Source organism: Rhodococcus sp. RDE2, from assembly GCF_020885655.1.
GTDB lineage: Bacteria > Actinomycetota > Actinomycetes > Mycobacteriales > Mycobacteriaceae > Rhodococcus > Rhodococcus pyridinivorans.
The window spans coordinates 2,872,711-2,892,992 of record NZ_AP025186.1; the positions used below are offsets into that span (position 1 = coordinate 2,872,711).

Annotated in this window: 21 protein-coding genes; 12 read left to right on the top strand and 9 right to left on the bottom strand. The window is 69.9% G+C overall.

What is annotated here, in order from left to right:
- Positions 1 to 53: 53 nt before the first annotated feature.
- Genes LPH33_RS13360 through LPH33_RS13375 form a run of 4 tightly spaced genes read left to right on the top strand, consistent with a single transcriptional unit; the run spans position 54 to position 3,517 of the window.
- Positions 54 to 1,229 (top strand): cytochrome P450, encoded by a 1,176-nt coding sequence (locus tag LPH33_RS13360; protein WP_160877688.1) that lies wholly within the window; start codon positions 54 to 56, stop codon positions 1,227 to 1,229.
- Entirely contained in the window at positions 1,226 to 1,420 is a 195-nt protein-coding gene (locus tag LPH33_RS13365) for a ferredoxin (protein WP_085470249.1), read from the top strand. Before LPH33_RS13360 ends, LPH33_RS13365 begins: the two co-directional genes overlap by 4 nt.
- Positions 1,417 to 2,571, top strand: coding sequence for an NAD(P)/FAD-dependent oxidoreductase (locus LPH33_RS13370; protein WP_229564924.1), 1,155 nt, complete (start codon positions 1,417 to 1,419; stop codon positions 2,569 to 2,571). The genes LPH33_RS13365 and LPH33_RS13370 overlap by 4 nt, the downstream gene beginning before the upstream one ends.
- A gap of 10 nt (positions 2,572 to 2,581) precedes the next feature.
- On the top strand, positions 2,582 to 3,517 hold the full coding sequence (locus tag LPH33_RS13375) for a LysR family transcriptional regulator (RefSeq protein WP_229564925.1): 936 nt from the start codon (positions 2,582 to 2,584) through the stop codon (positions 3,515 to 3,517).
- A gap of 12 nt (positions 3,518 to 3,529) precedes the next feature.
- On the opposite strand, the gene LPH33_RS13380 is transcribed toward LPH33_RS13375, so the two are convergent.
- Positions 3,530 to 4,120: a TetR/AcrR family transcriptional regulator gene (locus LPH33_RS13380; RefSeq protein ID WP_229564926.1), complete on the bottom strand. Its 591-nt coding sequence runs from the start codon at positions 4,118 to 4,120 to the stop codon at positions 3,530 to 3,532.
- Between the two features lie 148 nt (positions 4,121 to 4,268).
- Between LPH33_RS13380 and LPH33_RS13385 the strand changes: the two genes are divergently transcribed.
- Genes LPH33_RS13385 through LPH33_RS13410 form a run of 6 tightly spaced genes read left to right on the top strand, consistent with a single transcriptional unit; the run spans position 4,269 to position 11,081 of the window.
- On the top strand, positions 4,269 to 5,246 hold the full coding sequence (locus LPH33_RS13385; RefSeq protein WP_229564927.1) for a phosphotriesterase: 978 nt from the start codon (positions 4,269 to 4,271) through the stop codon (positions 5,244 to 5,246).
- 53 nt (positions 5,247 to 5,299) lie between these two features.
- On the top strand, positions 5,300 to 6,256 hold the full coding sequence (locus tag LPH33_RS13390; RefSeq protein ID WP_160877698.1) for a phosphotriesterase: 957 nt from the start codon (positions 5,300 to 5,302) through the stop codon (positions 6,254 to 6,256).
- 50 nt (positions 6,257 to 6,306) lie between these two features.
- Positions 6,307 to 7,422 (top strand): FAD-dependent oxidoreductase, encoded by a 1,116-nt coding sequence (locus LPH33_RS13395; RefSeq protein WP_160877700.1) that lies wholly within the window; start codon positions 6,307 to 6,309, stop codon positions 7,420 to 7,422.
- A gap of 43 nt (positions 7,423 to 7,465) precedes the next feature.
- Positions 7,466 to 8,398: an alpha/beta hydrolase gene (locus LPH33_RS13400; RefSeq protein WP_160877738.1), complete on the top strand. Its 933-nt coding sequence runs from the start codon at positions 7,466 to 7,468 to the stop codon at positions 8,396 to 8,398.
- The gene (locus LPH33_RS13405) at positions 8,391 to 9,347 is read left to right on the top strand and encodes an MBL fold metallo-hydrolase (RefSeq protein WP_229564928.1); all 957 of its coding nucleotides are present in this window, start codon (positions 8,391 to 8,393) and stop codon (positions 9,345 to 9,347) included. The genes LPH33_RS13400 and LPH33_RS13405 overlap by 8 nt, the downstream gene beginning before the upstream one ends.
- A gap of 6 nt (positions 9,348 to 9,353) precedes the next feature.
- Complete coding sequence (locus LPH33_RS13410) at positions 9,354 to 11,081, top strand: CocE/NonD family hydrolase (RefSeq protein ID WP_229564929.1); 1,728 nt, start codon at positions 9,354 to 9,356, stop codon at positions 11,079 to 11,081.
- A 33-nt stretch (positions 11,082 to 11,114) separates the two neighbouring features.
- On the opposite strand, the gene LPH33_RS13415 is transcribed toward LPH33_RS13410, so the two are convergent.
- Both LPH33_RS13415 and LPH33_RS13420 read right to left on the bottom strand, forming a co-directional pair.
- Positions 11,115 to 11,684: a zeta toxin family protein gene (locus LPH33_RS13415; RefSeq protein ID WP_160877732.1), complete on the bottom strand. Its 570-nt coding sequence runs from the start codon at positions 11,682 to 11,684 to the stop codon at positions 11,115 to 11,117.
- Entirely contained in the window at positions 11,681 to 12,067 is a 387-nt protein-coding gene (locus LPH33_RS13420; protein ID WP_160877730.1) for a TA system antitoxin ParD family protein, read from the bottom strand. Before LPH33_RS13420 ends, LPH33_RS13415 begins: the two co-directional genes overlap by 4 nt.
- A 204-nt stretch (positions 12,068 to 12,271) precedes the next feature.
- Between LPH33_RS13420 and LPH33_RS13425 the strand changes: the two genes are divergently transcribed.
- Both LPH33_RS13425 and LPH33_RS13430 read left to right on the top strand, forming a co-directional pair.
- The gene (locus LPH33_RS13425) at positions 12,272 to 13,342 is read left to right on the top strand and encodes a class I SAM-dependent methyltransferase (protein WP_229564930.1); all 1,071 of its coding nucleotides are present in this window, start codon (positions 12,272 to 12,274) and stop codon (positions 13,340 to 13,342) included.
- A gap of 69 nt (positions 13,343 to 13,411) precedes the next feature.
- Complete coding sequence (locus tag LPH33_RS13430) at positions 13,412 to 13,783, top strand: HNH endonuclease (RefSeq protein ID WP_160877726.1); 372 nt, start codon at positions 13,412 to 13,414, stop codon at positions 13,781 to 13,783.
- 25 nt (positions 13,784 to 13,808) lie between these two features.
- On the opposite strand, the gene LPH33_RS13435 is transcribed toward LPH33_RS13430, so the two are convergent.
- The 6 genes from LPH33_RS13435 to LPH33_RS13460 form a co-directional block, all read right to left on the bottom strand.
- Positions 13,809 to 14,585, bottom strand: coding sequence for a CPBP family intramembrane glutamic endopeptidase (locus LPH33_RS13435; RefSeq protein WP_229564931.1), 777 nt, complete (start codon positions 14,583 to 14,585; stop codon positions 13,809 to 13,811).
- A gap of 108 nt (positions 14,586 to 14,693) precedes the next feature.
- Positions 14,694 to 15,053 (bottom strand): hypothetical protein, encoded by a 360-nt coding sequence (locus LPH33_RS13440; RefSeq protein WP_229564932.1) that lies wholly within the window; start codon positions 15,051 to 15,053, stop codon positions 14,694 to 14,696.
- Positions 15,054 to 15,771: 718 nt separating this feature from the next.
- Complete coding sequence (locus LPH33_RS13445; RefSeq protein WP_229564933.1) at positions 15,772 to 16,704, bottom strand: TAXI family TRAP transporter solute-binding subunit; 933 nt, start codon at positions 16,702 to 16,704, stop codon at positions 15,772 to 15,774.
- Positions 16,701 to 18,128 carry a sensor histidine kinase gene (locus tag LPH33_RS13450; protein WP_229564934.1) on the bottom strand — a complete coding sequence of 476 codons (1,428 nt, stop codon included), beginning with the start codon at positions 18,126 to 18,128 and terminating at the stop codon, positions 16,701 to 16,703. The genes LPH33_RS13445 and LPH33_RS13450 overlap by 4 nt, the downstream gene beginning before the upstream one ends.
- Before the next feature lies 1 nt (position 18,129).
- Positions 18,130 to 18,786: a response regulator transcription factor gene (locus LPH33_RS13455; RefSeq protein WP_016696416.1), complete on the bottom strand. Its 657-nt coding sequence runs from the start codon at positions 18,784 to 18,786 to the stop codon at positions 18,130 to 18,132.
- 15 nt (positions 18,787 to 18,801) lie between these two features.
- Positions 18,802 to 20,169, bottom strand: a complete 1,368-nt coding sequence (locus LPH33_RS13460) for an MFS transporter (RefSeq protein WP_229564935.1) — start codon at positions 20,167 to 20,169, stop codon at positions 18,802 to 18,804.
- Positions 20,170 to 20,282: the final 113 nt, after the last annotated feature.

Sequence of the window (20,282 nt, forward strand, 5' to 3'; positions counted from 1 at the left end):
ATGATGCACATTATGAGTTGGATTAATCCCAGGGGGGTCGCTTCACTGAGGGCATGACCAGCAGCCCTCCCACCGCCGACGTCGACCTGTTCGCCGACGACGTCCTCGTCGACCCCTATCCGACCTTCGCACAGCTGCGCGAACTCGGCCCCGTGGTGTACCTGCCGCGCCACGACGTCTACGCCCTGACCCGCTACGACGTCATCCGCGGCGCCCTCGCCGACACCGCGACGTTCTCCTCGCGCGCCATCGCCTTCAACCCCGCCGCCAACGACGCCCTCCAGGGCACCTCCCTGGCCTCGGACCCACCCGTTCACACCGAACTGCGCGCCACCCTCACCGAGAACCTCTCGCCGCGCGCCCTGCGCGGACTGAAGACCACCATCGAGACCAAGGCCGACACGCTCGTCGCCGACCTCGTCACCACCGGTTCCTTCGAGGCGATCGACGCCCTCGCCCGCGCCTTCCCGCTCGAGGTCGTCGCCGACCTCATCGGCTTCACCGGCGAGGTACGCGCGAACATGCTGCGCTGGGGACAGGCCGCCATGGAGGTGCTCGGCCCGATGAACCAGCGCACCGCCGAGAACTTCCCCATCGCCGGGGAGCTGTACGCGTGGTGCTCGCAGGTGCAGGCCGAGGATCTGACCCCCGGCTCGGTCGGGCGCGGCATCTTCGACGCCGAGGCGCGCGGCGCCGTCCCCGCCGGCAGCGCCGGGCACATCATCCACCAGTATCTCGGGGCCGGGGTGGACACCACCATCGCCTCGATCGGCAATCTGATCGCGCTGTTCGCGGCGTTTCCCGACCAGTTCGACCTCGTGCGCGCCGATCCGACGCTGGTGCCGTCCGCCTTCGCGGAGGTGCTGCGTTACTGGGCGCCGCTGCACGCCTGGGGTCGCGCCGTCACCCGCGACATCGAGATCGACGGCCACCTGATCCCCGGCGGGTCGCAGGCGGCGGTGCTGCTCGGCTCCGGCAACCGCGACCCGCGGCACTACGACGACCCGGATTCCTTCCGGGTGGCCCGCAACCCGGTCGATCACCTGTCCTTCGGCTACGGCCCGCACGGCTGCGCCGGGCAGGGCCTGGCCCGCCTCGAGGCCCACGCGATCATCGCCGCCCTGGCCCGGCACGCGCGCCGCCTCGTTGCCGCCGACCCGATCCGGGTGCCCAGCAACACCACCCGTTCCATCGACGCCCTCGAGATCCTGGAGGTTGTGCCCGCATGAAGATCACCCTCGACCGTCCCCGCTGTGAAGGCCACGGCCTGTGCGAGGAGGCCGCACCCGAGCTGATGCATCTCGACGACGACGGCGAACTGGTCCTCGACATCGTCGAGGTGCCCGAGGGCAGCCCGCAGGCCGCGGCCGCGAGCGCCGCCGTGCGGGTGTGTCCCGTCGCCGCTCTGAAGCTCGCATGAGCACCGCAGCTGACATGCCCACCGTGATGGAGCGGATCGTGGTGGTCGGCAACGGCATCGCCGGGCAGACTGCCTGCGACAGCCTGCGCGGCGCCGGGTTCACCGGGCAGCTGACCGTCGTCGGCGACGAACCGGTCCCCGCCTACTCGCGGCCCGCGTTGTCGAAGGCGCTGCTCACCGACGGTGGCTCCCACGAACTCGCCGCCCCGGCGCACGGCGCCACCGAACGTCTCGGCGACGCCGCGGTCGGCCTGGACGTGGACGCACGGCTCGTGCACCTCGACGACGGCACCGCGCTGGAGTTCGACGGGCTCGTCATCGCCACCGGTGCGCGCCCCCGGCCGCTGGGGGAGGCGTTGGTGCTGCGCACCCTCGACGACGCCCTCGCCCTGCGCGAGCGGCTCGCCGACCGGCCGTCGGTGGCGGTGGTCGGCGCCGGTCCGCTCGGCATGGAGGTCGCCTCCGCCGCCGTGCAGGCCGGCTGCGAGGTCACCGTCGTCGCCGACACCGCCCCGATGCGCCCGCAGTTCGGGCCGTATCTGTCCGAGCTGTTCACCGCCGCCGCCACCGCCGCCGGGGTCAAACTCGTCTACGGTACCGCCGCCGGCTTCGCCGCCGGGACGATCACCCTCGACGACGGCAGCCGCGTCACCGCCGAGCTGGTCGTCGCCGCGATCGGCGACATCCCGAACGTCGAGTGGCTGCGCGAGTCCAGGGTGCTCACCGACGGCAGGTTGGTCGCCGACTCGCGCGGGCGGGTCGCGCCGGGCATCGTCGCCGCCGGTGACGTCGCGCATGTACCGGTCCGCGGGGTGGTGCGGCGGATCCCGTTGTGGAACAGCGCGATCGAGCAGGCCCGCATCGCCGCAGCGGCCGTGCTGCTCGGCGACGCCGCACCCGAGTTCGATGCCGATCCGTATTTCTGGACCGAGCAGTTCGGACTGCATCTCAAGGCGATCGGGCACCTGCCAGTCGACGGGGAGCCCACCGTCCTGGCCGGAGAGGATCCGCGCGGACCGGCGTTGCTGCACTGGCGGCATCCGGACGGCGCGGGGGTGGCGGTGGCGATCAACGACCGCATCCCCATCCCGCGGCTGCGGCGCGCCGCGGTCACCGGGGAACTGCCGAGCACCGCGAGGGCGGCTCGGTAGGTTCGTGGGCGTGACCCGCCCTTCGGAGCATCCGGCCGATCCCGACCTCGCGCGGCTGGCCGCGGTGAACCTCAACCTGCTGGTGCCGCTGCTGGCGGTGCTCGAGGAACGCTCGGTCACCCGCGCCGCCGCGCGGGTCGGGATGACGCAACCGGCGATGAGTCATGCGCTGGGCCGGATGCGCCGGTTGCTCGATGACGAACTGGTGGTGCGGCAGGGGAGCGGGCTGGCGCTCACCCCGCGCGCCGTCGAGCTGATCGCGCCGCTGCGGGAGGTGCTGCGGCAGACCGCGCGGGTGGTGAACTTTCCCGGTTTCGACCCGGCCCGCGACACGCGCACCATCACCCTGGCGATGACCACCAGCACCGCCTTCGTGGTCGGGGCGGAGCTGATGCGGGTGATCGGCGAGCGGGCCCCGCACGCGACGGTGCGTATCCGCACCTTCGTCGAGCCGCAGCCGGCGGACTTCACCGACGACGGGGTGGATGTGGTGCTCGTGTCGGAGGCGTTCGCCGCGCCCTATCCGCGCGAGCGGCTCTACGAGAACCGGTGGGTGGTCGTCGCGCACCCCGACACCGCTCCCGACGCCGGGGCGCTGGAGTTGCTCGAATCGGTGCCGCACACCGCCTACGACGCGCGGCACCGCATCACCCCCTATGCGGTGCTGGATGCGGCCGGGGTGCCCTATCGGATCGGTGGTCTGGTGTCGGATTTTCTGATGGTGCCGCAGTTGGTGGCGCGTGCCGGTGGGGTCGCGATCCACACCTGGCGGGTCGCGGCACAGATGCGTCGTCAGTTGCCGCTGCGGATCGAGGAGTTCCCGTTGCCGGTGCCGCCGTTGGGGATCGACATGGTGTGGAATCCGCGCCTGGCCGACACCGCGTTCATCTTGTGGCTGCGGGCCATCCTCGTCGAGGCCACCACCGGCGCGACCATCGGCGAGTGACCGCGCCGATGGTCAGTCGTTCTGCGCGTCGAGCAGGTAGCACCACGAGTCGGTGAGTTCGTCGAGGCAGATCTCGCGCGGGGTGCGCCAGCCGAGCGAGAAGTAGCGCCGGGACATGTGTTCGAGCTGCCCGAACGCCAACACGCAGCGGATGCGCCGGCGGTCCGGGTCGAGCCGGCCGGCCCGGTCGAGACCGGCGGTCATGTCGGCGACGGCGCTTTCGAACCACTGCTCGGTGGTCGTCGCGACGTCCGGTTCGTGGGCCGCCTGGTAGGAGGCGGTCATGTACGGCTCGATCTCGTCCCACTGGGTGAGTTTGCGGTCGAGCCACTGCCGGATCAACGCGCGGGAGCCGGAGGCGACGACCTCGGTCAGCGACGGGTCGTCGGCGGCGGTGAGGATCGAGTCGACCTTGGTCAGCAGCGCGCTCATCACGTCGGCTTTCGACGAGAAGTGCAGGTAGAAGGTGGTTCTCGTGGATCCGGCGGCGGTGGCGATGTCGTCGATGGTGGTTGCGGCGTAGCCCTTGGTGCCGAACAGTTCGAGCGCCTTGGCGAGGAACAGCTCGTAGGTCATCTGCTTCTGGGCGGCACGGAGCGACATGGGCGAAATCCTATCCTCGACGCAGCACTTACCGGCGAGTACAGTCACACGTCGTTCCGATAATTCACTTGACAGTCTGTAATCCGAATCCGTACTGTGACTGCCACCACGTCGCGTAACCAGCGATGTCGACGAAAGGAAAGTGCCGATGACAGGCGCCGCGCCCCGCACCGTCCACACCGTCCTCGGCCCCGTCCCCGCCGACGACCTCGGTGTCGTCGCGATCCACGAGGCCCTGCTGTCGGTGCTGCCCGGCGCCCAGCACGCCTACGACATCGACTTCGACCGCGCCGAGATCTTCGCGACGCTGCTCGCCAAGCTCCGCGCCTTCCGCGCCGCCGGCGGCGGCACCGTCGTCGACGCCACCGGCATGTTCCACGGCCGCGACGTGCCGCTGTACGAGAACCTCTCCCGCGCTTCCGGGGTGCACATCGTCGCCTCCACCGGCCTGGGCCCGGAGAACCTGCTCGGCGGCTACTTCCTGACCCCGCAGACCAACCCGCCCACCCCGTGGCCCGCGGACAAGTTCGCCGACCTGTTCACCCAGGAGATCACCGAGGGCATGGTCGTGCCGCGCGTCGAACGCCGCGGCCCCGCCGGCCTGGTGACCACCGCGGCGAATCCCGACGGCATGACCGCCACCGAGGAGAGCCTGTTCCGCGGCGCCGCCCGCGCCGCCCGCGACACCGGGGTCGCGGCGATCCTGCGCTACGGCGCCGACGCCCTCGCCGACCTCGACGTCGCCCTCGGCGAGGAGCTGCCCGCCGACCGCATCGTCGTCGCCGGCCTGGACCGTCGCGACGCCGTCGCCGCCGGCGCCCCGGAGAAGATCGCCCGTCGCGGCGCCTTCATCGCCCTCGACCATGTCGGGACCGACGACGAGACCCACATCTCCGACACCGAGCGTGTCGCCCTGGTCCGCGACCTCGTCGACGCCGGTCTCGGTCACCGGATCCTGCTGTCGTCGAGCGTCACCGGCGTCGCCAAGGGGCATCCGGCGAACGATCTGCCCTACGAGACGGTGCTCACCGGTTTCGTGCCGCAGCTGACCGACGCCGGTCTCACCGACGACGCGGTGCAGCAGATCCTCATCGCCAACCCGCAGGACCTGCTGGCCGCGCGCTGAACCGCCGCCGACCACCCATCACCGAGAAGTCTTCGTCCCGAAGGGGAATTGCTGTGTCGAGAGTCAACACCGTCCTGGGCCCGATCGCGCCCGAGGAACTGGGCATCGTCGCCGTCCACGAGCACATCGGATACGGCATGCCCGGCTCCGAGCTGGACACCCACTGGTGGAAGAGCCCCGAGGTCCGCTACGAGGAGACCGTCCCGAAGCTGCGCAAGTTCCACGAGTACGGCGGCGGCACCTTCGTCGACGTCACCGGCATCTGCAACGGCCGCGACATCGACTACTACAAGTCCCTCTCCGCGAAGACCGGTGTGCACATCGTCGCCTGCACCGGTTTCGTCGGCGGCGACACCGCCCTGCCGTTCTTCGAACGCGCCTCCGTCGACTACCTGATGCGCCAGTTCGTGCACGAGATCACCGTCGGCATCGGCGACACCGGCAGCCGCGCCGGCGTCATCAAGGTCGGGGTCTCCCGCGGCGGGAAGATGACCGAACTCGACAAGCGCATCTACCGCGCCGCCGCCCGCGCCGCCCTCGCCACCGGCGTGCCGATCCTCACCCACCTCGCCATCGACGCCGAGAACGCCATCGCCATCTTCACCGAGGAGGGCCTGCCGCTGCACCGCGTGCTGTTCGGGCACGCCGACGACGGCGTCAACGCCGAGAAGACCCGCGACACCTGGATCGCGCAGCAGGGCGGCCGGGTCGGCTTCGACACCTTCGGCTACGAAACCGAACTCGAGGACCCGCCGTTCTGGGCCCGCCCCCGCAAAGAGCGCCTCGCCCACTTCCTGCGCTTCCTCAACGCCGGCCACCTCGATCAGGCCCTGGCCGGCGTCGACGCCAACTGCAGCCCACTCGGCTGGCCGGGCGTCAAGGGACACACCGTGAACTACCTGTTCGAGGACCTCATCCCGGACCTGCGCGAGGCCGGACTCGACGAGGCCACCATCACCAAGCTGTTCGTCGAGAACCCCGCCGACTTCCTCACCATCGCGCAACCCTGACCCGAATCTCCCGGCGCGCACCCTGCGCGCCCTCCGAAAGAGACACCCACATGCAGACCTCGGATCCGACCAACCTCACCATCGCCATCGTCGGCGCGGGCTATGCCGGTGCGGCCGCCGCCCGGGCCCTGTCGTTGCTCGGCGCGAACGTCACCGTCTACGAACAGGCCCCCGAGATCCGCGAGGTCGGCGCCGGCATCGGCCTGCGCCCGTCGAGCATGGAACGCTTCCGCGAGTGGGGCATCTTCGACGACATCGCCAAGGTCAGCTCCCCGAGCGACTACTTCGAGATCCTCACCGCCACGGGCGAGCCGATCATGAAGGACACCTGGCCGGCGCACGGCGACCAGAAGCACACCCACCTGATCCACCGCGGCGACTTCATCGACACCCTCATCGCCTCCCTGCCCGACGGCATGGTGAAACTCGGCCACCGGCTCGAGCGCATCGAGGACCACGGCGACCGCAGCACCCTGACCTTCACCAACGGCACCAGCGTCGACGCCGACCTGGTCATCGGCGCCGACGGCATCAAGTCCGTGGTCCGTGAGCAACTGTTCTCCGCCGCCGAACCGGTGTTCTCCGGTGAACGCGCCTACCGCGCCGTCATCGACGTCGCCGACGCGCACGGCATGGTCACCGACGACAACCTGCGCATGTACATCGGCAAGGGCACCAAGGTGTACCTGCTGCCGCTGCGCCACCGCGGCCAGGTGTCCTTCGACATCACCGCCCTGTGCCCCGACCCCGACTGGGCGCCGCAGGTGAGCAAGGAGGACATGCTCGCCACCGTCGCCGGATTCGACCAGCGCATCGTCGACATCACCGCCGGCCTCGACATGGACATCGTCAACATCCGCGGTGTCTACGACATCGACCCGATCGAGCGCTGGCACAGCAACTCCGTGGTGCTCATCGGCGACGCCGCCCACTCGATGCTGCACCACCAGGGTCAGGGCGCGAACTCGGCGATCCTCGACGCCGGGGCGCTCGCCGACTGCCTGCGCGACACCGACACCGTCGCCGCGGCGCTCACCGCCTTCCGGGCGCAGCGCAAACCGGTCACCGACGAACTGCAGCGCATCTCCCGCCAGGGCTGGACCGAGGACGAGGTCCAGGACGTCTTCCCGGGCCAGAAACCCGCAGCGCAGCAGCCCGCCCAGTAGATCCCCACCCCACCCGTTCACCGCCCGAAGGAGACGACCGGCCATGCCGTTGCACCCCGAGATCGCCCGGATCCTCGCCGACCTGCCCGCCCCGCCGCCCGGACCGCTCGATCCGGCCGCGATGCGCGCCGGGGAGCAGACACAGGTTCCGCCGCTCGAGGAGCGACTGCCCCTGCACGACGTCCGCGACACGATCGCGGCGACCCCGGCAGGGCAGGTGCCGGTGCGGATCTACACCCCGACCGACACCGACACCTGTGGCCTGGTCGTCTACTTCCACGGCGGCGCGTTCTTCCTCGGCAGCCTCGACACCCACGACCACGTCGCCCGCCACCTCGCGAAGACCACCGGCTGCACGGTGATCTCCGTCGGCTACCGCCGCGCCCCCGAAGCGCAGTTCCCCGCCGGTCTCGACGACTGCTACGGCGCCGTGCGCTGGGCCGCCGACCACGGCAACGAACTCGGCTGGGACGGAAAGATTCTCGCGGTGGCGGGGGACAGCTCCGGCGCCAACTTCGTCGCCGCCGTCACCGGCCTGGCCCACGACGACGGGTTCGACCGCATCACCCACCAGGTGCTGTACTACCCGTCCCTCGACCTGGACTTCGACGAGGACCGCTACCCGTCGATGCGGGAGAACGCCGTCGGCTACGGCCTCGAAACCGCCGGACTGAAACCGTTCAACGCCTTCTACCTCGACAGCGGCGCCGACCCCGCCGACCCGCGCGTCTCACCGATCAAGCGGCAGAACCTGTCGGGGCTGCCGGCGGCGCTGGTCGTCACCGCCGAGTTCGACCCGATGCGCGACGAAGGCGAACTCTACGCCCGGCGGCTCGACGAGGCCGGGGTGCCGGTGACGCTGCGCCGCTACGCCGGTGCCAACCACGGCTTCGTGCAGAACTTCTCGTGGATCCCCGAATACGCGCAGGTCTTCGACGAGACCGCCGCCTTCCTGCAGGGCACCGCCCATGAATGAGGCGACGATCCACCCGATCGTCTCCCCATGGGGACGCTTCGGGCTCTACACCTTCTTCATCGACGCCGACGAGCCCGCGATCGTCGACACCGGCATCGCGTCGTCCCCGGCCGAGGGCATGGCCCCCGCCCTCGACACGCTCGGCCGGCGGCTCGAGGACGTGCGGTGGATCCTGCTCACCCACGGGCACATCGACCACATCGGCGGCGCCCACGCCCTGTGGGAGGCCACCGGCCGCACAGCGCAGGTGGTCATCCACGAGGCCGACGCCCCACTGCTGCGCTCCCGGCAGGCCCACGTCGACGACTACCTCACCGGCCGCGGCCGGTACCTGAACGACCCCGACGGGGCCGCGAAGGTCACCGCCGCCGCCGAGGCCGTCATCTCCGGGGAGATGGAACCGACCCTGCTCGTACGCGGCGGCGAAACCATCTCCCTCGGCGGGGGAGTGGAGATCTCCGTGCACTCGATCCCCGGGCACACCCCGGGCTCGGTCGCCTACGTCGTCGAAGGGCAGAACAGCGTATTCGTCGGCGACGCCGTCCAGGTACACGGCGCCGCCAACGGATTCCCCGGCTACACCGACCCCGACGCCTACCGCGACAGCCTCGCCTACCTGCGCGAGACGATCCGCCCCGAGACCCTCTATCTCGGGCATCCCTACCGCCGCGCCGACGGCACCCCCTACGGCGTCGAACTCGACCGCGACCAGGCCGCCGAAGCCCTCCGCGAGAGCGTCGACATCGAAGGGGGAGTGCGCGGCGCCGCGCACCGCTGCCTGTGCCACGGACTGCTCGACACCGACTCGGCGTACTCGCCGTTCGCCCCGGTCGCCGACGACCTCGGTTACACCGGCGATCCCACCCTCGAGCCGTCCCCGTTCTTCACCACACTGCACGGCTACCGCACCCAGTTCTCGCACCAGCACCGACACGAAGAGGAGTCGTAGGTTCTCATGGCCGAGTTCGAAACGTTCGACGCAGGCGGACAGACCATCCACATCCGCAAGCACCTGCGGGTCCCCATGCGCGACGGCGTCGAGCTGGCCGCCGACGCCTACCACGGGGTCGACGACAAGCCCCGCCCCGCGCTGGTCGCGCTGAGCCCCTACGGCAAGGAACTCCAGGCACTCGCCCTGACCACCCCGCCGCAACGCCGCCCCAGCCCCATGTGGGACGGCTGCATCGAGGCCGGCGACATCGCCCGCGTCGTCGCCGAGGACTACGTCCACGTCATCGGCGACATCCGCGGCTCCGGCGACTCCGACGGCGAGCACATCGGCAACTACAACGCCGGCGGGGTCTCCCTCGGGCAGGACGCCTACGACTTCATCGAATGGGTCGCCGCGCAGCCGTGGTGCGACGGCAACGTCGGCATGATCGGCATCTCCTACTTCGGGTCCATGCAGGTCCTCGCCGCCGCCGAACGACCCCCACACCTGAAGGCCATCTTCGTCTCCGGCGGCCACTACGACTTCTACGAGACCACCTACCACGGCGGCATCATGTGGTTCATGCCCCGCGCCGCCCGCGAGGGCCGCGGCGGTGACTCCGGCTGGGCGTTCACCGAGCGGGTCAAGTCCCGCATGCTCGAGACCTACACCCCCGACGAGATCCGGGCGCGCGTCGCCCAGCGGCTCGCCGACCCGGACGTCGCGGCCTGGCCGAATCTCGTGCACGTGCTGCACTACCCGAAGCACCACGAGGCGTGGTTCGACATCATCACCAACGAACTCGACGGCGACTGGTACGAGGAACGCAACCCGATCAATCTCGCCCGGAACATCGACATCCCCGTCTACCTGCAGATCGACCAGGGCCGCGGCTGGACGATGGACGGCACCATCGAACTGTTCCACGCCCTGCAGGGACCGAAGAAGCTCGACATCGGCCCCTACCCGCCCATGCAGTCGCGGCCCTTCATCGAAGAGCACGACACGATGTTCCGCTGGTACGACTACTGGATCAAGGGCATCGACAACGGCATCATGGACGAACCCGCCGTGAACGTCTTCGTCGAAGGCTCCCGACAGCGCGTCACCGCCGACCAGTGGCCGCCCAAGGACGTCGAGCACCGGGCGCTGTACCTGCGGCCGCGCGGCAAGCTGTCCACCGAACCCGAACCGATGGGCACGCAGTACGCCGCCCCGGACGGCTTCTACCAGGCGCCGCTCACGGTCACCGACAAGGTCGAGATCCTGCGCTGGGAAACGCCGGTGTTCGCCGAACCCACCGAGATGATCGGCACCGGCGCCGCGCACCTCTTCGCCGAGATCGACCAGCCCGACACCAACTTCATCCTCCGCATGTGGGACTACGCCCCGAACGGCAAGCGGCAGCTGATCACCACCGGCTACCTCAAGGCCTCCCACCGCGAACTCGACGAGCGCACCACCGAGGGCGACCCCTACCATCCGCACACCCGCGCCGTGCCGGTCGAACCCGGCACCATCGAGGAATACGTGCTGCGGCTGTATCCGTTCGCCAACACCTTCATGCCGGGCCACAAGCTCGTCGTGGAACTGTCGAACAACGAACCGCTCGCCGACGAACACAACGCACTGCTGCCGCCGGACGCCTTCCACCTGCCCGTCGGCCGCCCGGTGACCCACAAGATCTACCGGGACGCCGCGCACCCCTCGCGGCTGGTGCTGCCGTTCACCACGAGCGCGGCGACGAACTGATCTCGTCGCAACCGCTCACCGGGCCCGGATCTCTCAGCCGAGCCCGGTGAGCGCCGCCGGCACCCATCCCGGCCAGCGCACCGCACCCACCGGCACCCCGCCGGCGAACCGCGCCACCACCACCGGGGTCCCGCACGCCGTGTCGTACACCGACGCCTGATCGGCGCGGCCGATCGCTTCGGCCACCAGCGGCCACAACCGTCGATAACGCGCCCGGATCTTGTCCTCGGGCACCGCATGCCCACCGGAGGCCACCCGGTGCTGCACACGCAGCACCGACATCGCCTCCGGCACCAGCATCACATGCAGCACCACCGTGAAGCCCGCCTCGTGTGCCCGGTCGATCAGCTCCAGCTTCGACGGATGCGAGAACACCGTCTCCGCGATGAACGACCGGCCCTGCCGCAGCAACCGGTCCCGCGCCGCCGCGGCGAGTTGCGCCGCCTCGTACGACATCTCCTCGGCACGGTCGGGCCAACGCTGCCGCGCGATCACATCCGCGTTGACGAACACACTGCGCGGCAGCAGGGGAGCGAGGGACAACTCGACGAACGTCGACTTACCGGAACCATTGGGACCGACGATCAGATCCAGACGCCTCATGCGTCGTCGAGCACCCGGCGACTACCGTCGGGACGCTGCTCGACCAACCGGCCCTCGTCGTCGAGCACCACCGTGGTGACCCCACGCGCGGCGAGCACCGCGGCGTAATCGGTGCGGACCAGCCCGTCCGCCAGGCGCGCATCGATCTCCGCGTCGAACAGCCGTCCCTCCGCGGCGGTGAGCTCGCTCAGCTCCCGCGTCCCGGCCAGCGCCTCGTGCACCCGGTGCAAGGAGGCGGTCTCATGGGCGGTCATCGCGCGGCCGATACGGGCCCAGTATTCGAGTTGCTGGCGTCCGGTGCGGTTCTGGCGGCCGCCCTCCGCGATAGCGCTGTCGACGAGTTCGGCGTCGAAGCGGGTGACCTTGTCGGTGGACGACGTCATGACGGCCTCCTGATGTTGCAGTCTGCTACAAGCGTAGCTGTCTGCAACACGACGTGCACCCCGCGTCATTCTCTCAACACCGGTTCGTGACCTCCCGGTCCGCACTGCCACCCGGATCGACACCCGATCGAACCCGAGCCGACGCCGAGGAACCGACCACGCGACCTACCGTGAGCGAGTACTCCCATCGCCAGGAGGTGCGTGATGACCACGGAGATACACGAACCCGACCAAGCACGACTCGAACAGACCCTCGGACAACTCGTCGTCGACATGGGCGCGGCCATGAACGGCGCCCTGGTCCTGATCGGTGTCGATCTGGGCCTGTGGCGAGCCCTCGACGAATCCGGCCCGACCACCAGCGAACAACTCGCGGCCCGCACCGGCCTCCGCGAACGCTATCTACGCGAATGGCTGTCAGCACAGGTAGCGAGCGGATATCTGACCTACGAGCCGGACAACGACACCTTCACACTGTCCCCGGAACACGCCATGGCGCTCGCCCGCGAGGACAGCCCGGTCTACCTCGCCGGCGGCCTCCACCTGATCAGTTCGGTCTACAAGGACCGGCTGCGCATCACCGAACGCATCCGCAACGGAGAGGGTTTCGGCTGGCACGAACACGATCCCGAACTGTTCGTCGGCACCGAACAGTTCTTCCGCCCCGGCTACCGCGCCAACCTCGTCGACGTGTGGCTGCCCACCCTCGACGGAGTCGTCGACAAACTGCGTGCCGGCGCCACCGTCGCCGACATCGGCTGCGGCCACGGGGTCTCCACAACCCTGCTCGCGCAGGCATTCCCGCAATCCACCATCCGCGGCTTCGACTACCACGACGCGTCCATCGCGCGGGCGACGGAACTGGCCGCGGAGGAGGGCGTCGACAACGCCACCTTCGAGGTCGCCTCGGCCGTGGATTTCCCCGGATCCGACTACGACCTGATCTGCTACTTCGACTGCCTGCACGACATGGGCGATCCCGTCGGCGCACTGCGGTACGCGCGCGGCGCGCTCGCCGACGACGGCACGGTGATGCTCGTCGAACCGTTCGCCCGCGACAGCCTGCCCGAGAACCTCAATCCCGTCGGCCGGATGTACTACGCCGCGTCCACGGTGCTGTGCACCCCGTCGTCGCTCGACCAGCCGGTCGCGCTCGGGCTCGGCGCGCAGGCAGGGGAGCGACGGCTCGCCGATGTCGCGGCCGAAGCCGGATTCGGCACCTTCCGCCGCGCCACCGAAACGCCCTTCAACCTCGTCCTCGAAGCACGCCCCTGAAATCGTCTCCGGGACACCGGATCGGACCCACCGGCGACCACGGCGACGCCGATGGGCCACGATCGGAGGATGGACCGCGTCAGCCGACTCTCGCTCGCCCTCGACCGTCAGGACGGGCGGTGCCTGTGGTGCGGACGGGAGTTCGGGCGGCTGATCACCCCGACCACCGATCATCTGGTGCCGCGACTGAAAGGCGGGCCGAGCATCACCGCCAACGAGGTCGCCGCGTGCCGACGCTGCAACGCCGACCGCGGACATGTCGCGCCGGTCGAATGGCTCGACCGGTGCCGGCAGCGCGGCTGGACACCCGACGAGGAGCTGCTGACGCGACTGCTCGAGGAGCTCGCCGACGAACTCGTCCGGGTCGGTGGTCATCGCCGTGCCCGGGATTATCTGTCCGCGCAGTTGCGGCGGTTGCGGCGGTTGCGGCGACCGTCATAATGCACGGGAGCCCAGGATGAATGCGTCACTGTGACGTTTCTGGGTCTGTCGTCCGAGGCGGAGGAGGGGAGTCCGCACCCTCGACCCGGCGGGACGCGACCCGCAGACAGGTCAGGACGAGCACGGCGACCCCGACGGCCACCGCGGACGCGACAGGCGAGTAGATCCCGCTCGCCGCCAGGAGCGTCCACGCCACATTGGACGAGGCGTGACCGACCACCGCGATGATCGGCGCGCCGCCGCCGGCGACCGTCATCTGCACCAGCAGCATCCGGAAGACGACGGTGAACGCGAGCTGGCCGAGCAGCATCGCCGACCCGTAACCGGCCTGCACGTACGGAATAAGATGCCACAGCGCCCAGATCACGCCGATCACCGCGCCGGTGGACAGCACACCGCGGGTACGCAACAGCGCCGGCATCAACACCGCCGTCCACCCGAGCTCCTCGCACACCGCCGCGACGAGATACGCACCGGCGACCGCCACGAGGGAGACGGAAATGCCGGACGGACCGGCACCGGCGACCGCGATGGATGCGACCAGCACCAGCATAGCTGGTACAACGAGTGCGACGATCAGCCACAGCGCGCGCGGCGGCGTGCGCATACGTTGCCCGGCCGCGTCGCGTCCGCCGCCGGCGGCGAGGGCCGCAAGTGCCGGGCAGGCGAACATCAACGCGCTGATCGGCACGCGCGCACCGGCGAGGTCGAGTTCACCGTCGGTGAGTGCGCCCCAGAGGTAGAACGGGACGGTGGTGATCGCGAAGACCACCCAGAAACGCAGGAGCCGTGGTTGCGTCACGGTCGACCTTCCCGGATCGCATTGTCACTGCCGCGCCGATGATATCGACGCAGATACGTGCCCACAGCAGGACTCCGCGGACCACGTGAAAACGTCACTGTGACGTTTTCACGACGGCTGGGCGGACAGGCAGGCAGGGGACGAGGGCGGCGGGCCCGGAAGGTCGTACCGGGCGCCCGAGGCAGCGAACCGACACCAGGCGGCGGTCCGGGCCGGCCACGGGCTGAGAAGCCCGAACGGCGCGGATCGGGCGCCACGGATCGGGCACGGCGGGATGCGCGGCAGATCGAGCGTCGGGAGCGCGTCGTGCGGCCCGGTTCGTACGTCGCACGACGCGTGAGTGAACAACGCGCGCCGGACGACACGGCGCACGATGCGACGCAGTGCGACGACGGCGCGAATCTGCGGATCGGGACGCCGGTCGGCGGCATCGGGATTATCAGCGCCGAACCCCAGGTCACCGCCCATATCAAAAGTGCCGATAATCTACATTATGTTAACTAGGGTGGAATCGGACCTCCTCCGGGTAGGTGCGGCAGGGCGTCCCGAGCGCTCCGGAGATCCTTGATTCGACACGCGTCGATGCGATGTCGTCCCGCATGCAACCCGCGTCGATTCGACCCCGGCCCGCCTTCGGATCCCACGCGGCCCGACTCGGCCCGGCGGCGCCTGTACCGGACCGAGCCGCCGGCCCGGCCGCCGCACGATCGGTCGCATATTCATCGGTGTCGCACTGCGCGCGACATGCACACTGCGACATGCATACTGCTGCGACTCGCAAGTTTGCTGATGCAGTGCGTTGCGGCAACACCGTGTCATTGTCGCGTGCACGTCGCGCAGTAGACCGTCCGAATGATGTGCATGTGGCGGGCGGACTCATCCCGTCCCCCAGGGTGCCGCGACCACCGCTTACCCCTTCTCACCTCTTCCACATTTGATGGATAATCACCGTTATCCATGAATCATATTGTCAGACAACAGGTTTCACGCACACAGAGGTGAGCGGTTCCATTGTGCCCCGCGCATGTCCCCTGCACAGCCGATCCGGTCCCGATCTCCTCGAACCTCGAGGGCGAGCCCGATCTCCGCACCGCATCCCCACGACACCAGCGCATGCCTTCCACCCCACTGTCCGCCCTTGGGACGGCACGATTCCGGGGTCCTTCTCCCCTGCCCGCCCGTCTCGTCAACCGTGATGGCGCCGGTACGCGGCCACCGCTCCCGGATGCAGCGGGACATCGGCGGTGACGATCAGCGACTGCCGGTCGAGGAACTGACTGCCGGTGGCCTGGGCCGGCACGAGTTCGGAGGCGCGGTCGACGAGCAGATCCACCAGTGCGGGGGCCGCCTCGTCCGACACCGAGGCGCCGGCGAGCAGCAGGTTGCCCAAGCCGATGGTGGCGACGGCGTCCGGCTGCCCGTACGTGCCGGGCTGGATGAGCACCGGTTCGTAACGCGGACCGAATCGCGCCCGCAGCGGTTCGAGGAGCACGGACAGATCGATCAGCCGCAGCGGCACACCCAGGTTCGCAAACGATGGGGTAGGAACACCACCCGCCCACAGGACGGCGTCGATCTCGCCGTCCACCACTGCGCGACCGGCGTCGGCCATCGACAGGTGCACCCGGGTGACGGCTCCCGGCTCGGCGAGCCCGGCGACGGCGAGGATGCGTTCGCCGGTGAATTCGGCACCCGAGCCGGGAGCGCCGAGGCTGATCCGTGCGCCCCGCAACTGGGCGATCTCCCGGATCGGTGAGTCTGCACGCACGGCCAACTGCATGTAGTTCTCGTAGACCCGCCCGATCGCCGTGAACTGGGCGCCCTCGTCGTGGGCCCGCACCGCGACGTCGGTGAGGGTCAGCGCCAGCTCCGCGTCCCCCGCCATCAAGGCGGCGAGATTGGTGACCGATCCCGGGGTGCGTTCCGGCACGACCGTAATGGGAAGACCCGCTCGCTCGGCGGCGGCCGCGGTGAGTTCCGCGAACTCCCAGAAGAACCCGCCCTCCTCCCCTGCCGCCAGGATCAGTTCCTCACGCTGCCCGGTCGGTGCGCAGCCGGCGACGGCGCCGCCGACCGCGAGCAGCGCGACGGACCGCAGGAGATCGCGGCGGGTGATCATGATGCCTCCGCGCGGGAGTCGGCGGGCAGGGTCAGGGTGACGGCGAGTCCGTGCGGGTCGGCGGCGGCGAGGTCGAGGGTGCCGCCGCCGCTCTCGACGAGCGCGACCGCGATGGACAGCCCGAGGCCGGTGCCGGGCCCGTCGGCTCCGGACCCGCGGAAGAACCGGGAGGTGAGGGCGCCGAGCTCGTCGGGTGCGACTCCGGCGCCGTCGTCCTCGACGCGGATCCGGACGGTCCCGCCACTGCGCCGGGTGATGATGCGGACCCCGGTGGCCGCGCGTGCGTACTTGCTCGCGTTGCTGAGCAGCACGTCGAGCACCTGCGCGAGATGGTCGGCGGACAAACAGGCGTGCAGGCGCTGCGCGGACGGTTCGTCCACGGTGACGGTCATGCCGGCCTCGGCGAGGGCCTCGGACCAGGCATCGACGCGGTCGGCGACGACGGCGCCGACATCGCACCCGTCGTGTCCTTCGGTGCCCGCTGTGTCGGTGGGTGCTTCGGCGGTGGCGAGGGCGAGCAGGCCGTCGAGGATGCCGCCGAGCCGGTCGACTTCGACGGCCGTGCGCCGGTAGGTCTCCGTGCCGGCGGCAGCGACGTGCGGTTCGAGGGAGTCGAGCCGGATGTGCAGGGCGGCGAGCGGGTTCCGGAGTTGGTGCGCGGTGTCGGCGATGAGCTGTTTCTGGGCGCGGGTGGACGTGCGGACGGCTTCGGACATGGTGTCGAAGGCCTGCGTGAATTCCCGGACCTCCGGTGGGCCGTGGTAGCGGACCGAGACGGTGGTGTCGCCGGTGCGGAAGCGTGGATGCAGCGCCGGGACGCTGTCGGTGAGCGCCGCGACCCGCGCGGTGAGTGCGGTGAGCGGGCGGACCGTCCACCGCGACAGGGCGGTCGCGAGGATGGTGACGAGCACGAGGGCCGCTGCCGCACCGGTGACGATGAGCAGCCACGAGGTGCGGATGTCGTGGCGGGCGGCGTCGGTGGACACCTCGACGACGACGGCTCCTTCGACCTGGGCGCCGGTGCCCACCGGCACGGCGAGCAGTACCCGCTGCGGGGACCACGGGGTCAGCGGACCCCCGATGCCCTGTTTCTGGTTGCGCAGACCGGCGGTGATCGCCTCCGGCACACCGGGATCGGTCGGGGTCAGGCCCGCGCTCGCGCGGGGTGCGCCGCGCGCGTCGACGATGAGCACGCCCTCGTCGTAGAGGCGGTGGTAGCGGGTCACTTCCTCGTCGAGCAGGGCGGTGCTGCCGGGGGCGCGCATCTGGACGGCGAGGGTGGCGAAGTGGTGGGCGTCGGCTTCCCGGTTCGCTCCCAGGACGGCGGTGCGGCCGGCGCTGGTGGCGAGGGCGAGCGGGACGGCGAAGGCGACGACGGCGACGGTCGCGAAGACGAGCAACACCGCCAGGACCCGCCGGCGCATGTCAGCCGCCCCACCGGTAGCCGTAGCCGCGGATGGTGGAGATGAGTCCGGGGCGGGCGAGTTTCGCGCGCAGCCCGGTCATGTGCACGTCGAGCGACCGGGAGATCGCCACATACGCGTCGCCCCACACGGCATCCATGAGTTGTTGGCGGCTGACCGCGGCGCCGGGGCGGGCGACGAGGACGGCGAGCAGGTCGAATTCCTTCGGGGTGAGAGTCACCGGTTCGCCGCCCACCTCGACTTCGCGGGCATCGAGGTCGACGACGACGTCGCCGGCGCGGACGATGCGGGAGGACTCGGACAGCGCGCGGCGCCGTTGGGTGACGACGTCCACGCGGGCGAGCAGTTCGGCCAGGCGGGCCGGTTTGACGAGATAATCGTCGGCGCCGCCGCGCAGGCCGCGTACCACCGAGCGTTCGTCGCCGCGCGCGGTGAGGATCACGACGGGGACGTCGCTGACGGCCCGCAGTTGCCGGAGCACCTGCAGGCCGTCGGCGTCGGGCAGGCCGAGGTCGAGGATGACGACGTCGAGGTCGCGGTGGCCGAGGAGCAGGTCGGCGCCGCGCCGCATGCGGATCGGCCGGTGGCCGTGGGAGGTGAGGGCTTCGACGAGGGCGTCGCCGACTCCGTCGTCGTCCTCGACCACCGCGATCTGCACGTGGGTCCCTTTCGGTCAGTGTCGTGAGCTGGCCAGGTCGGCGTGCTCGTCGGGGGTGTCGGTGTGGGTGCTCGTGCGGTCCAGGGGTGAGCCGTCGGAGGTCTCCCGCATGAAGAAGTACACGACGAGCGAGACGGCGATGCAGCCGGTCACGTAGTAGAAGAATAGCGATTCGTGGCCGGCGCGCTTGAGGGCGAGCGCGACGGTTTCGACGGTGCCGCCGAAGATCGCGAGGGTCAGCGCGTAGGGCAGGCCGACACCGCGCGCGCGGACCTCGGTGGGGAACAGTTCGGTCTTCACGATGGCGTTGACCGAGGTGTAGCCGGTGACGACGGTCAGGCCGAGCATCATCAGTCCGAACGCGATCAGCGGGTGCGTGGTGCTGCCGAGGATCGTCATCAGCGGGACGGTGAGCACGGTGCCGCCGACCCCGAAGAAGATGAGCAGCTTGCGGCGGCCGATGCGATCCGAGAGGGCCCCGCCGATGGGTTGCAGGACGATGAACACCAGCAGGGCGGCGAAGTTGATCCAGGCCACGGTGTCCTTGGAGATGCCGGAGGTGTTGATCATGTATTTCTGCATGTAGGTGGTGTAGGTGTAGAACGCCACGCAGCCGCCGAGGGTCAGCGCGCACACCAGCAGGCATTCGCGGGGGTACTGCAGCAGCATCCGGATGCCGCCCTGCTCGGGCGCGCCGTCCGGCTGGTCGGCGGTGCTCTTGGCCGCGACTTCCTCGGTGAACGCTTCGGATTCGTCCATGGTGCGGCGCAGCCACATCACGGCGACGGCGGCGACGGCGCCGATGACGAACGGGATGCGCCAGCCCCACGCCTGCATGGCCTCGGCGGAGAGGGTGAGCTGCAGGACGATCTGGACGCCGAGGGCGATGAGCTGTCCGGCGACGAGGGTGACGTACTGGAAGCTCGAGTAGAACCCGCGGCGTCCGGGTGAGGCGACCTCGGCGAGATAGGTGGCGCTGGTGGCGTATTCACCACCGACGGACAGTCCCTGCATCATGCGGGCGAGGACGAGAAGAAGGGGTGCGGCGAGTCCGATGGTCGCGTAGGCCGGGGTGACGGCGATGATGAGGGAGCCGACGGCCATGACGGTGACCGACAGGGTCAGCGCCGAGCGCCGTCCGTGCCGGTCGGCGTAGCGGCCCATGATCCAGCCGCCGATCGGTCGCATGAGGAATCCCACGGCGAAGATCGCTGCGGTGGACAGCAGTTGGGCGGTGGGGTCGCCTTCGGGGAAGAATTCCTTCGCGAAGTAGACGCTGAACGCGGCGTAGACGTACCAGTCGTACCACTCGATCAGGTTGCCGACCGAGCCTTTCAACACGTTGCCGATGACTCGGCGTTCGCCCGTCGAGGTGGTGCTCACCGGGGACTCCTTTCGCTGCGGGGATCTGTGCGCTCCCCACAGTGGTTCGGGTCACAGTGGTTGCGGAAGGGGCTGTGGCGGTTCCTAACACTCCCTTAGGAATGTGGTCGGGA

Bases quoted from the DNA above. Each gene is read 5' to 3' on its own strand.
- LPH33_RS13360 (WP_160877688.1), top strand. From the start codon at position 54: ATGACCAGCAGCCCTCCCACCGCCGACGTCGACCTGTTCGCCGACGAC.
- LPH33_RS13365 (WP_085470249.1), top strand. From the start codon at position 1,226: ATGAAGATCACCCTCGACCGTCCCCGCTGTGAAGGCCACGGCCTGTGC.
- LPH33_RS13370 (WP_229564924.1), top strand. From the start codon at position 1,417: ATGAGCACCGCAGCTGACATGCCCACCGTGATGGAGCGGATCGTGGTG.
- LPH33_RS13380 (WP_229564926.1), bottom strand. From the start codon at position 4,120: ATGTCGCTCCGTGCCGCCCAGAAGCAGATGACCTACGAGCTGTTCCTC.
- LPH33_RS13385 (WP_229564927.1), top strand. From the start codon at position 4,269: ATGACAGGCGCCGCGCCCCGCACCGTCCACACCGTCCTCGGCCCCGTC.
- LPH33_RS13395 (WP_160877700.1), top strand. From the start codon at position 6,307: ATGCAGACCTCGGATCCGACCAACCTCACCATCGCCATCGTCGGCGCG.
- LPH33_RS13400 (WP_160877738.1), top strand. From the start codon at position 7,466: ATGCCGTTGCACCCCGAGATCGCCCGGATCCTCGCCGACCTGCCCGCC.
- LPH33_RS13405 (WP_229564928.1), top strand. From the start codon at position 8,391: ATGAATGAGGCGACGATCCACCCGATCGTCTCCCCATGGGGACGCTTC.
- LPH33_RS13410 (WP_229564929.1), top strand. From the start codon at position 9,354: ATGGCCGAGTTCGAAACGTTCGACGCAGGCGGACAGACCATCCACATC.
- LPH33_RS13415 (WP_160877732.1), bottom strand. From the start codon at position 11,684: ATGAGGCGTCTGGATCTGATCGTCGGTCCCAATGGTTCCGGTAAGTCG.
- LPH33_RS13420 (WP_160877730.1), bottom strand. From the start codon at position 12,067: ATGACGTCGTCCACCGACAAGGTCACCCGCTTCGACGCCGAACTCGTC.
- LPH33_RS13425 (WP_229564930.1), top strand. From the start codon at position 12,272: ATGACCACGGAGATACACGAACCCGACCAAGCACGACTCGAACAGACC.
- LPH33_RS13430 (WP_160877726.1), top strand. From the start codon at position 13,412: ATGGACCGCGTCAGCCGACTCTCGCTCGCCCTCGACCGTCAGGACGGG.
- LPH33_RS13440 (WP_229564932.1), bottom strand. From the start codon at position 15,053: ATGGGCGGTGACCTGGGGTTCGGCGCTGATAATCCCGATGCCGCCGAC.
- LPH33_RS13445 (WP_229564933.1), bottom strand. From the start codon at position 16,704: ATGATCACCCGCCGCGATCTCCTGCGGTCCGTCGCGCTGCTCGCGGTC.
- LPH33_RS13450 (WP_229564934.1), bottom strand. From the start codon at position 18,128: ATGCGCCGGCGGGTCCTGGCGGTGTTGCTCGTCTTCGCGACCGTCGCC.